Below are 12,934 nucleotides of genomic sequence, written 5' to 3' on the forward strand. Positions count from 1 at the left end.
AAGGGCGAATAATCTTCGATTATCCGCCCCTTTAAAAGAATTATATTTTATTAATGGATACCCATAAATAATCTACTCCATCGTATTTTATGCAAAAACGACGCTGTACTGTCCCAACTCATCCAAACAAATAAGGCTTTGCCTACAATATGATCTTCTGGTACAAAACCCCAATAGCGTGAGTCGGCAGAGTTATGGCGGTTATCACCCATCATCCAGTAGTAGTCCATTTTAAAAGTATAAGTAGTGGCAACCTTGTCATTAATGTACCAAACACCCGCTTTTTGTTCTACTTTGTTTCCTTCGTAAGTTCTAATTGCCCTGTAATAAAGCGGCATGGTATTGCTATCAATTTTAACCGTCCACCCTTTTGAAGGAATCTTAACCGGACCAAAGTTATCCCTGTTCCATACACGGTTAGGATCATTAGGAAAAACGCCTCCCGGAACAGCACCGGGTGCATCAGGACTTAGCGTTACCGATTTTACAAAATCAAAAGTTTTCAGTTTATCGGCAATTTCTGGCGAAGCATCTACCACATACGTATTGGCAGATACTGGTGGCGTACCACCAAGGTTCAGGTTATATTCGTCAAGCGCAGCATAATTAAAATCCATGGTTTTAAATTCGATGCGATAAGGCATCATACCTGTGTTTTTTAAAGGCTCGTTTTTACCATTTACATTCGCAATACCATTGCTCATTGAAATTACATCGCCAGGGATGCCAATACAACGCTTAATAAAATTTTCACGCTTATCAACCGGCCTGTCTGTAATGGTATAAGTACTTCTTACCTGTTCGCGGCCCATGCCCCTAACTAGCTCGTAATAACTTGCTGCCTGATTTTCTACAGCAACGGTATCGCCCTCCGGAAAATTAAAAACAACTACATCATTTCTTTTAATTTTGGATAAACCAGGTAAACGGTGATATTTCCACTGTACGCCATCCCAATACGCTTTAGTTGATGTTGTTAATGGCATAGTATGGTGAGCAAAAGGAAAAGCAACGGGCGTCATCGGAATACGTGCACCATAATTTACCTTACTTACAAAAAGAAAATCTCCGATAAGTAAAGATCTTTCCATTGATCCAGAAGGAATGGTATAAGCTTCGATAAAAAATACACGAATGATTGTTGCTGCTACTACTGCGAAAACAATAGCATCTACCCATTCGCGGGTTTTCGTTTTTTTCTTCCTTGGGGCATCATTTTTTTTCTGCCAGAATTTGTAATTCATATATCTTATTTTTGGTTGGCGATCAACTTAATCGTTTACCTGTTATCTGTATTTCTTTGGGTGTGTTTCACAAATTGCGTGATATCACAGATTTATTTTTGACATGTCAATCGGTTAACTGCATTAACTGATCAACTGAAATTGGCTAACCGTTAACCGAAAACTGTTTTTCTACTCAAAAATATCAGTAATGTTGTAAAATCCCTTTTTATCTTTCACCCATTCTGCCGCAACAACTGCACCTAACGCAAAACCAGCTCTGTTATTTGCGGTATGTTTGATTTCAATTTCATCTACCTCACTACTGTAAATTACGGTATGTGTACCTGGAATATTTTCTATCCTATGCGATTCTATAAGCAATTGATCTGCTTTAGGAAACAATTCCACATCAGTACCTACCACTTCATTTAACCATTCCTGCTTGCGCTCCAAATTATCAACAATGCCCTCGGCCAGCGTGATGGCTGTACCGCTTGGTGCATCTAATTTTTGGGTATGGTGAATTTCTTCTACCTGCACCTCGTAAGCCGGATAATTATTCATCAATTTGGCCAAAGTTTGGTTAAGCTTAAAAAATAAATTTACGCCAATACTAAAGTTAGACCCATAAAGCAAAGTATTGTTACTGTTGCTGCAATCATCTTTAACCTCTTGCAGCTTGCCATACCAACCGGTTGTGCCTACAACTACCGGAACGTTGGCATCAAAACAGGCATCAATGTTTTTCAAAACCGAATCAGGAGTACTGAAATCAATCGCCACATCTGCTGATTTTAAATTCTGCCTGGTTAAATCCTCCTGATTATCGATTGATATTTTTAAAACGATTTCGTGACCGCGTTCAAGTGCAAATCTTTCGATAATCTGCCCCATTTTGCCATAACCTAAAAGCGCAATTTTCATTTTTATATATTTATTTCCGTTTTTGTTAATTTAATAGTCGTTAAAACAGCTTTAGTGGTTTAAAGGTAATAAAACGATCAAGATTTCATATTGAAAATGGAGAAATCATTTATCGTTTCATTTTCTAAAAGGTTAGCGATAATTTTAATGCAGGTGTGGCATTAAAGCCATACATAGTGCTTGAATTGATCATTGAGGGCGTAACCTTAAAAGAAAGATTGTTATCAATATTGAAAAAGTGCAGTCGTGCAGCCACATAAGCATCAACAATATTGGCAGCATAAAGTAACCCATAAGAAAAAAGCACGATCTGAGAATTTCGTTTATAAAGGCTTTTTCCATCCAATATCCCCTGATTGGTATATTGTGATAAACCCTGATCTGATTTTTTTCCCGGATTTTGTTCTCGATATTGTGCTTCTGCCAAAAACCGATTATAATTTTTCCTACTATCAAGGTAGGATAAAGTGAGCGCAGTGGCACCGCCATAAATGGCTACAATTTTACCACCTGTATACAGCTTTTGTAATACCTGGCTTTTGCCTGCTCTTGTACCATAACCGTCATTAAGCAACTGTATATTATACAATTGCCCCCAACCCGGAATCAGCATCGATCTGAAAACGGCCTTCCTACCTGCAACCTTACCAGGGTTTACGTATTTGGCCTTCATCGAATCTTTCCTGGTCATCGGTTTTTTAGCCGCAGTATCTATTGATTTGGATAGTTTAATTTTTTTAGTGGGTTCAACAGATTTTAACACCGTATCCTTAACCTGCGCCGAGGCGAGGTTTACAAGAAAAAATGTAAATAGGGAAACCAGTATTAAAAGCTTAGTCTTTTGCATTACCAGTCTAATAATTCTAAAATCCTGTTTAAATCATCATCACTCATAAAAGGAATCTCAATTGCCCCTTTACCATTCTGGCTGATTTTTAACTTTACACGGGTTGCAAATTTTGAAGCCAGATCATCTTGTAGTTTTTGATATTGAAAGGAAACACCTTTTACTTTAGGTTTCTCACTGGCTGGCAAAGGTAAATGCTGCAAATTGCGCACAATTTCTTCAACTTTACGTACCGAAAGGCCTTTTTCTAAAATCTCCTGGTGGATGAACAATTGTTTATCCACGCCATCTACATTAATTAAAGCCCTTGCATGGCCCATACTAATTTTCTGGTCGCGGATTGAGGCTTGTATTGCTGGTGGAAGTTTTAGCAAACGCAGGTAATTGGTAACCGTTGTACGGTTTTTACCTACGCGTTCGCCCAATTGCTCTTGCTTTAGGCCCACCTCATCAATCATTCTCTGGAAACTCAATGCCACCTCGATGGCATTTAAATTTTCGCGCTGAATATTTTCAATCAATGCCATTTCCAACATCTGCTGGTCGTTGGCACTGCGGATATATGCTGGAATTTGTGTTAAACCGGCCAATTTTGAAGCCCTGAACCTGCGTTCGCCCGAAATTAACTGGTATTTATTTGCACCTGTTTTTCTAACCGTAATCGGCTGAATCAGTCCCTGTACTTTTATTGAATCGGCAAGTTCGTTTAAAGCTACCTGATCAAATTCGGTTCGTGGCTGGTATGGGTTGGTTTCAACTTCAGTTAAACTTACGTGACTGATATTGCCAATCTGCTCGGTTTCGCTTACAGCATTTACCTGCTGCTTTGGCGGATGAGAAGATTCGCTATCATCTAAAAGCGCACTTAAACCCCTTCCTAAACCTGTTTTTCGCTGAAAAGATGTCATCTATAATTTATAAAGTTGCTGTTCCAATATTTTCTTCTTCCTTTAACAGGCCGTTTTTCTTCACAATTTCGCGGGCAAGGTTAAGGTAATTTATGGCTCCTTTACAGTTTGCATCGTGCATAATTACCGAAACACCATAACTTGGTGCCTCACTTAAACGTGTGTTACGCTGTATTATCGTATCGAAAACGAGTTCGTGGAAATGGGTTCTCACCTCTTCTACCACCTGGTTGGATAAACGTAAACGAACATCATACATGGTTAATAAAATACCTTCAATTTCCAGGTCAGGATTTAAACGGTTTTGAACAATTTTGATGGTGTTTAAAAGCTTACCCAATCCCTCTAATGCAAAATACTCACACTGAACAGGAATAATAACCGAATCGGCTGCTGTTAAAGCATTGATGGTAATTAAACCTAAGGATGGAGAACAATCAATGATGATAAAATCGTACTGGTCTTTAATTTTCTCTAAAACCGCTTTCATTTTATATTCACGGTTATTGAGATTAATCATCTCAATTTCTGCACCAACAAGGTCTATATGTGCAGGCAGTAAATCTAAATTCGGTGTATCCGTTTTTTGAATGGCCTGTAAAGGATCTATATCATTAATGATGCACTCGTAAATACTATCTTTAATATTCCGGGGATCGAAACCGATACCTGAAGTCGAATTTGCCTGAGGATCAGCATCAACCAGTAAAGTTTTATATTCTAGTACGGCCAAACTCGCAGCCAGGTTTATTGATGAAGTTGTTTTACCAACACCACCTTTTTGATTTGCTAATGCAATAATTTTGCTCATCTATGTATCCGAAATTTACTTAACGTTTATTTGGGCTGTGATATTTATGCGTTTTAATTGGCAAAAAGTTCTATTTTTGCCTTGTTTACGGCCTTTTTCACAATCAGCTAAGATACAAACTATATGGCAATTTTAGCAAGAAGCGCATTTGGGTTTTACACATCTTATTAACAATTATCCATGATCACGATTATAGCCGCCACAAACAGACCCAATAGCAATACGCTAAAAGTTGCTAAATATTACCAAAGCCAACTAAAAGAAAAAGGCAATCCTGCTCATTTGTTCAGTTTAGAGCATCTGCCTGCTGATGTATTAAATACTGATATGTACGGCAAAAGATCGGATGCTTTTCAGGAAATCCAGAACATGATCAATAAAACGGATAAGTTTATATTTATTATGCCCGAATATAATGGCAGCTACCCTGGTGTGTTAAAAGTGTTAATCGATGCCTGTAATTTCCCTGATAGTTTTTATGATAAAAAGGCGGCATTGGTTGGCATTTCTTCCGGTAAATATGGCAATATTCGTGGTGTAGATCATTTTACAGGTGTTTGTCATTATATTCATCTCAATATTTTGCCCCTTCGTTTGCATATTCCCAATATTAAAGCCGAACTGGATGCTGAAGGTAATCTCAATCAGCCTGATACAGTTAAGTTTACCAACGAACAGATAGAGAAGTTTATCAAGTTTTAATAAAACATTCGTCTCTTTAATAAACAATTTTATAACCCACAACAGATTATAGGGTCTTCTCAGCGAGACGATTCCTTGATAAGCTAATTGCAAAATTGGCGTTTATCACCTTCCAAAAAATATTAGCATCTTCCTCTTCTTTTGGAAAGCGAAATCTGTATTTCATAGGAGCGTTAGTCCTGCTTTTCATTACAAGTCCGCAATCGTACCTCGTTTACGGGCTTTCCATGATAATCAGGTTTAGGAACAAAAACAGTGCCTTGATTTATTTTCAGCACCATACAACCTCAAATAGGATTACAGGCTGCCCTACCTAAACCCGATGGAAGCGGCACGAAGTAAAGCGGACAGCGGGAACTGCCTAAACCTAAAATATTACTGCACCTGCTTTCCAAAAAAATTAGCACTTGTTTTCTCGTTGGCATGCTTCCACTATCGTTAAGAACAAAAATCACCAACCCTAAACCTCCAGAAACTATTTTTCATTTTGATAAAAACCCTTCCAAAATGAAAAGGTTTTTAGCTCAAAACAATCACCAAAAAAACCATAAAAACTTAAAAAACAACAACTTAAACAATACGCCAATCCACTGGCATAGCTATTGTAAACAGGCTAAACAACTGCTAAGTATGTAACCTTTGTTATATAATGTAGTTAGTAAAGAAACAGATTTAATTATAACCTATTTTTACCAAAAAAAGAGCAGTTGATTTGCGTTACCTAGCGAAAATCTCACCGCCCTTTGCGGTAAAACCAAAACGTAATGAAACCATCAATGATTTACAAAAATAATAAGTAATAGCTCACCACCATAAAAATAAAAACAGATGAAAATAAAAACCAAGCTCCGCCTCGGATTCGGGTTTCTCTTTATAATCGTATTATCCTTCGGGTTAATTGCGCTCTTTTATCTAAATGAGCTGTCTGATAAATCGAAAGTGATTCTTAAAGATAACTACAAATCACTCAAATATGTTGCTGCCATTCGCAATGTAATCGACCAGAATAATTTTCCGCTAAGCCAGAAACAGGAAAGCACATTTGCCGAAAATTTAGAAAATGAAGGTAAAAACATTACCGAGCCTGGTGAAAAAGTAGCTTTTCAGAAACTGGAAACCGCTTTTAAAACCCTAATTTCTACAACAACCATCACCATAAAAGAAAACAGCATCAGAGATTTACGGTTTGCACTTCAAAATATCGAAAAGGTAAATATGAAAGCCATTTACGATAAAAATGAACTCGCTAATCAGGCTTCCTCCAGGGCAAATCTGTATATCATGATTGCGGCAACTCTGAGTTTTATCATTTTATTTACCTTCATCGTTAATTTCCCTGGCTTTGTGGCCAACCCTCTTGCCGAATTTAGTGCGGCCATTAAACAGATCAGTCGCAAAAATTACAAACAACGCCTGCATTTCGAAAATGATGATGAGTTTACCGAACTGGCCGATTCTTTTAATGGCATGGTAGTGAAACTTAACGAATGGGAAAACAGCAATTTATCGAAAATCAAATCTGAAAAATCACGTATCGAGGCCATTATTGCACAAATGCAGGATGCCATTATCGGTTTGAATGAAAAAGGTGAAGTGCTGTTTTTAAACCACCTGGCCGCAAAGCTGATGAGCCTTGATGAGGACAAAGTTGTTGGACAGAATGTGGCAGAACTGATGCAAAAAAACGAGTTGCTTAAACGCATTATTAAACCAGAAACGGCAGATAATACCTTAAAAATATATGCCGACGATAAAGAATCTTATTTTCTGTTGGAAAACCGGGAAATTATTATTCCGAATTACGAAGAGCAGGAGGAAAAAACTTTGTTTGCCTCCTCAAAATCTGCCGGAAGTGTTTATACCCTAAAAAATATTACACAATTTAAAGAGCTTGATGAAGCCAAAACTAATTTTATTGCGACTGTTTCGCATGAATTGAAAACTCCATTATCATCTATCAAAATGAGTTTAAAGTTACTTAACGATACTCGTGTAGGTAACATGAACGAAGAACAACATGAATTGCTAAACCACATTAAGGAAGATAGCGACAGGCTTTTAAAAATTACCAGTGAGTTGTTGGATCTCTCACAAGTAGAAACCGGCAACTTGAAACTCACTTTTGCCATTACCAAACCTGAAGAAATTGTTCGTTACGCTGTTGATGCCGTTAAATTTCAGGCTGAACAAAAATCAATTGAGCTGGTGCTCAACTGCGACCAGTATTTACCTAGCGTAAATGCGGATATACAGAAAACTGCATGGGTATTGGTTAACTTTTTATCCAATGCATTGCGTTACAGTTCAGAAAAATCAAAGGTGATGATTGATGTTTTCCAGAAGGATAAATTTATAGAGTTTTCGGTACGCGATTTTGGTAAAGGGATTGATGAAAAATACCAGAAAAGATTGTTCGACAGGTATTTCCAGGTACCTACCGATGGACAAAATAAATCGGGCTCGGGATTAGGCCTAGCCATTTCGAAAGATTTTATTGAAGCAGAACAAGGTAAAATATGGGTGGTAAGTGCCATTGGTGAAGGCAGTAAGTTTTGTTTTAGCTTACCGGTTGTGGAATAGATTGCTCGTTTTTTCCGCAAAGGAGGCAAAGTTTATTTTCGCAAAGAAATGGCGAGAGAATTGGCAAGAAGTGATGATTTACCACAGAGTGCATAGAGTTTTTCACAGAGGTAATAGAGAAGAGAAATTGCTTAACAATTAACTCGGTGTGCTCCGTGCATTTTCTCTGTTTTCTTTGTGGTTAAAACCGTAGCGGCTATGCTGCTTCATACACGTAATGTTTATTTTCCAACAAACCCAAAGAGAATTGGCAAGAGGTGATGATTTACNATGATTTACCACAGAGGGCATAGCTTTTTTCACAGAGGTAATAGAGAAGATAAATTCTTAAACAATTAACTCGGTGCACTCCGTGCATTTTCCTCTGTTTTCTTTGTGGTTAAAACCGTAGCGGCTATGCTGCTTCATACACGTAATGTTTATTTTCCAACAAACCCAAAGAGAATTGGCAAGAGGTGATGATTTACCACAGAGGGCATAGAGTTTTTCACAGAGGTAATGGAGAAGAAAAATTGCTAAACAATTAACTCGGTGTGCTCCGTGCATTTTCCTCTGTTTTCTTTGTGGTTAAAACCGTAGCGGCTATACTGCTTCATACACGTAATGTTTATTTTCCAACAAACCCAAAGAGAATTGGCAAGAGGTGATGATTTACCACAGAGGGCATAGCTTTTTTCACAGAGGTAATAGAGAAGATAAATTCTTAAACAATTAACTCGGTGCACTCCGTGCATTTTCCTCTGTGGTTAAAACCGTAGCGGCTATGCTGCTTCATACACGTAATGTTTATTTTCCAACAAACCCAAAGAGAATTGGCAAGAGGTGATGATTTACCACAGAGAGCATAGAGTTTTTCACAGAGGTAATAGAGATGAGAAATTCCTAAACAATTAACTCGGTATGCTGTGTGCATTTCCTCTGTTTTCTTTGTGGTTAAAACATTAGCGGCTATGCTGCTTCATACACCTAATGTTTATTTTCCAACAAACCCAAAGAGAATGAGCCGGAGGTGATGATTTACCACAGAGTGCATAGAGTTTTTCACAGAGGTAATGGAGAAGAGAAATTGCTTAAAAATTAACTCGGTGTGCTCTGTGCATTTTTCTCTGTTTTCTTTGTGGTTAAAACATTAGCGGCTATGCTACCAAACACATGTAAAGCATATTTTTCCAACAAACCCAAAGAGAATGGGCCGGAGGTGATGATTTACCACAGAGGGCACAGAGTTTTTCACAGAGGTAATAGAGAAGAGAAATTCCTAAACAATTAACTCAGTGCACTCCGTGCATTTTCCTCTGTTTTCTTTGTGGTTAAAACCGTAGTGGCTATGCTGCCAAATACTTATACAATGTACGGTTCCATTTCTTTATCAATGCTTTTTCGTAATTCCATTAGCTTAATGGCATAGCCATGCATGGCAATTTCCTTTTCAGTTTTGGGTTTAAAGGCGGGGATCGGTTTTGGCTGTCCATCATCATCTACGGCCACAAACACAATAATGCAGTGGGTGTTTTTCACAAAATCTGTTTGTCCTACAGGTTTAGAAAAAGCATCAACAGCAATGTGCATACTGGTTTTACCGGTATAAATGATGCGAGCTTCCATTTTAACCAAATGGCCGATATGAACGGGATGAAAAAAGCGGATTCCTCCTACATAAACAGTTACACAATACGTTTGACTCCACTGTAAAGCACAGGCAAAAGCTGCCTGATCTATCCATTTCATCATCATTCCTCCATGTACTTTGCCGCCATAGTTAACGTCTGACGGCTCGCTTAAAAATTGAAGTTCGATGTGGTTTTTGGTTCTGGGCATTGTAATAGTGCTTGATTTAATGGTTTTGCTAAGATATTATAAAATAAGGTATAATAAAAGAAACGTGCGGTTGGATGATACCATTTGATAGAACACTATGTTTTACCTTTTGGACGTGATCATGAGTTCATTTTAGGATCTAATTTGCATGATAGATACTGAAACAAGTTCAGTATGACGGAATGAACAATCGCATTTCCTGTGCGTCCAGATGTTAACATCCGACTAATAGCAAAATAGCGTTAATTGTTACTAACTGACACTACAGAACACTTCAACCACAGATAAACAGGATAAACACAGATAGTGAGTTATAATCTGTGTTTATCTGCGTCCATCCGTGGTAAAACAAAACAATACGTTAATACAGTGTCAGTTATTACTAACTGACACTACAGAACACTTTAACCACAGATATAAAGGATAAACACAGATAATATTTGATCTGTGTTTATCTGTGTCCATCCGTGGTAAAATAAAACAATACGTTAATACAGCGTAATTTTTAACAACTGACACCACAAAATTATTTCGCCATGATGCTAATTGCATATCCTCCGCCTGGAGCACAGTATTGCGTGAACTTTGTTTTATTGGTTACTTCCATTTTACGAATGGTATAGGCCTTAGGATTGGTTTCATAATTTGCATCTTTTGCATCAGCATAAATGGTTGCGGTATATTTTTTACCGGGATCTAAAAAGCTGAAATCAATTTTAGAGGTACGTGCCTCTTCATCATTGGTACGACCTACAAACCAATTGTTTTTGCCTTTTGCTTTACGTGCGAAAGTAATATAATCACCTGGTTCGGCTTCCAAAACTTTGGTATTGTCCCAATCTACAGCAACATCTTTAATAAACTGGAAAGCATCCATGTACTTGTTATAGGTTTCGGGTAAATCGGCAGCCATCTGCAGCGGACTGTACATGGTTACGTAAAGGGCGAGCTGACGGGCGAGCGTACTGTGTACAAATGAGGTGTTTTCGGGATTGTAAGCACTTACTTTGGTTTCGAAAATACCCGGGGTATAATCCATCGGTCCACCAATTAAACGGGTAAAGGGTAAAATAGTGGTATGATCGGCATTGTTACCGCCAAAAGCTTCATACTCTGTACCCCTTGCTGATTCGTTTCCGATCAGATTTGGATAAGTACGCGCCAAACCGGTTGGCCTAACCGCCTCGTGTGCATTTACCATAATTTTATATTCGGCCGCTTTCTGAATTGCGTACAGGTAATGGTTATTTAACCACTGGCCATAATGGTGCTCTCCCCTGGGGATCATATTGCCAACATAACCACTTTTTACGGCATCATAACCATTGGCTTTCATAAACTTATAAGCAGTATCTAAATGGCGTTCATAATTACGTACCGACGATGAGGTTTCGTGGTGCATAATCATTTTAATGCCCTTACTGGCTGCATAACGGTGTAGCTCTTTTACATCAAAATCAGGATATGGCGTTACAAAATCAAATACATAATCTTTTGTTTTTCCAAACCAATCTTCCCAGCCTTCGTTCCAGCCTTCAACCAAAACCGCATCTAAACCATTTTTGGCTGCAAAATCTATATATTCTTTTACGTGTGCGGTATTTGCAGCATGTTTTCCGTTGGGTTTGGTTTTCGAATAATCGGTTACACCTAACTGTACACTGGTTAAATCATTATAAGCCCAGGTACTTTTACCTGTAATCATTTCCCACCAAACACCAACATATTTTGTTGGTTTTATCCATGATACATCTTTAAATTTAGTTGGCTCATTAAGATTATAAGTGAGTTTTGAAGTTAAAATATCGGCAGCTTTATCGCTTACAATAATGGTGCGCCAAGGCGATAAACATGGTGCCTGCATATATCCCTTATCACCAATAGCATCAGGTGTTAACCATGATTCTAAAACCATATTCTTATCATCCAGATTTAGCGACATTAAAGAATAATTGATCAAAGCGGCTTCATGGATATTGATGTATAAACCATCTTTACTCTTCATCATTAAAGGTGTTTGTAAACCTGTTGGTGAAAAAGTGGTTTGCGATGCATTTGGCGTTACAGCGGCTTTCATTTTAGCACGAACTTCTGATAGATTTGAAGTTACCGTACTATATTCCTGCGTATCGTAATCGCCCGGAAGCCAAAATGCTTTATGATCGCCAGCCAGGGCAAACTGGGTTTTTTCTTCTTTGATTATAAAATAGTCGAGGTTTTTCTGCTCGGGAAATTCATACCTAAAGCCTAAACCATCATTAAATAACCGCAAACGCACAATAATATAACGGTTGCTTTCTTTTTGTGTTAGCGTTACGGCCAGCTCGTTGTAATGGTTTACAATTTCATTTACCTCACCCCAAACCGGTTTCCAGGTTTCGTTAAAGGTGCTTGTTTTGGTATCGGTAATGGTAAAACCGTTCATTAGAGATTTGCCGTCTTTAAGCTCCAGACCGAGTTTACTGGTTTTAATAACGTCTTTGCCTTTATACTTTAAACTGTAGGTGGGTACCCCTCCTTCTGCCAATGCAAAGTGAGCTGCCAAATTGCCATCCGGCGACTTAAAATCTTTTTCGGGAACGTTCCCGAAACTATTCCCAAAAAAAAGTAAGGTGCAGAGGATAGTAAGAATCCCTGAGCGGTTAAAAGATTGGTTAGATTTTTTATTCATGTTATTATTTATTTATTGTTATTCAATTCAGGTTTTATTCAACCTGAAAATTATTTAAAGTTATTAATTTCTTCCTGATAATGTTATCGAACATTACCGAATGAATGGTAATTCAAATCGTGAAACACTCAAATCGTATCTCGAAAGAGATTCAATCATTTTAATAGATCCTTTCCAAATCTTCCCGCACACTATCCGGTTATAATTTCATCTCATTTAGATCAAACCAGTATCTATCAAATTAACTTAAGTATTCTTCTCATCCATTGCATCCGCGCTAAGGATTGTAAGGGTTCAGTACCGATTCTTCATCGGTACCGGAGCGCAGCGCAGCCCTGAAAAGCCTGACCCTTTCCCGTTTTTCACGGGATTGGGTAACGCCCAGATCAGTTTTCAGTTGACAGTTTTCAGTTGACAGTTTTCAGCTGGCAGTTTTCAGTTGACAGT

At 38.1% G+C, this 12,934-nt stretch carries 10 protein-coding genes; 3 read left to right on the top strand and 7 right to left on the bottom strand.

Features of this window, described 5'->3' with window-relative positions:
• Nucleotides 1-50 precede the first annotated feature (50 nt).
• From lepB to ASE74_RS19240, 5 genes are all read right to left on the bottom strand, one after another.
• On the bottom strand, nt 51-1,244 hold the full coding sequence (gene lepB, locus ASE74_RS19220) for a signal peptidase I (RefSeq protein ID WP_055912544.1): 1,194 nt from the start codon (nt 1,242-1,244) through the stop codon (nt 51-53).
• Nucleotides 1,245-1,415: 171 nt separating this feature from the next.
• Complete coding sequence (dapB, locus tag ASE74_RS19225; protein WP_055912546.1) at nt 1,416-2,150, bottom strand: 4-hydroxy-tetrahydrodipicolinate reductase; 735 nt, start codon at nt 2,148-2,150, stop codon at nt 1,416-1,418.
• 124 nt (nt 2,151-2,274) lie between these two features.
• Nucleotides 2,275-2,997 carry a DUF5683 domain-containing protein gene (locus ASE74_RS19230; RefSeq protein WP_055912549.1) on the bottom strand — a complete coding sequence of 241 codons (723 nt, stop codon included), beginning with the start codon at nt 2,995-2,997 and terminating at the stop codon, nt 2,275-2,277.
• A complete protein-coding gene (locus ASE74_RS19235) occupies nt 2,997-3,905 on the bottom strand; it encodes a ParB/RepB/Spo0J family partition protein (protein WP_055912552.1) in 909 nt (302 codons plus the stop codon). The genes ASE74_RS19230 and ASE74_RS19235 overlap by 1 nt, the downstream gene beginning before the upstream one ends.
• Before the next feature lie 7 nt (nt 3,906-3,912).
• A complete protein-coding gene (locus ASE74_RS19240; protein ID WP_055912555.1) occupies nt 3,913-4,716 on the bottom strand; it encodes a ParA family protein in 804 nt (267 codons plus the stop codon).
• 180 nt (nt 4,717-4,896) lie between these two features.
• Here ASE74_RS19240 and ASE74_RS19245 point away from each other — a divergent pair, with 180 nt between their 5' ends.
• From ASE74_RS19245 to ASE74_RS19255, 3 genes are all read left to right on the top strand, one after another.
• A complete protein-coding gene (locus tag ASE74_RS19245) occupies nt 4,897-5,418 on the top strand; it encodes an NADPH-dependent FMN reductase (protein ID WP_055912558.1) in 522 nt (173 codons plus the stop codon).
• A 507-nt stretch (nt 5,419-5,925) separates the two neighbouring features.
• Nucleotides 5,926-6,054 (top strand): hypothetical protein, encoded by a 129-nt coding sequence (locus tag ASE74_RS25370; protein WP_255352055.1) that lies wholly within the window; start codon nt 5,926-5,928, stop codon nt 6,052-6,054.
• Between the two features lie 192 nt (nt 6,055-6,246).
• Nucleotides 6,247-7,998 carry an ATP-binding protein gene (locus tag ASE74_RS19255; RefSeq protein WP_055912565.1) on the top strand — a complete coding sequence of 584 codons (1,752 nt, stop codon included), beginning with the start codon at nt 6,247-6,249 and terminating at the stop codon, nt 7,996-7,998.
• A gap of 1,341 nt (nt 7,999-9,339) precedes the next feature.
• On the opposite strand, the gene ASE74_RS19260 is transcribed toward ASE74_RS19255, so the two are convergent.
• Together ASE74_RS19260 and ASE74_RS19265 are read right to left on the bottom strand one after the other, a co-directional pair.
• Nucleotides 9,340-9,816 carry an acyl-CoA thioesterase gene (locus ASE74_RS19260; RefSeq protein WP_055912568.1) on the bottom strand — a complete coding sequence of 159 codons (477 nt, stop codon included), beginning with the start codon at nt 9,814-9,816 and terminating at the stop codon, nt 9,340-9,342.
• Nucleotides 9,817-10,342: 526 nt separating this feature from the next.
• Nucleotides 10,343-12,487 carry a glycoside hydrolase family 97 protein gene (locus tag ASE74_RS19265; RefSeq protein ID WP_082458857.1) on the bottom strand — a complete coding sequence of 715 codons (2,145 nt, stop codon included), beginning with the start codon at nt 12,485-12,487 and terminating at the stop codon, nt 10,343-10,345.
• Nucleotides 12,488-12,934: the final 447 nt, after the last annotated feature.

The sequence above is a fragment of the Pedobacter sp. Leaf216 genome, from assembly GCF_001421515.1.
In the GTDB taxonomy this organism is placed as follows: domain Bacteria; phylum Bacteroidota; class Bacteroidia; order Sphingobacteriales; family Sphingobacteriaceae; genus Pedobacter.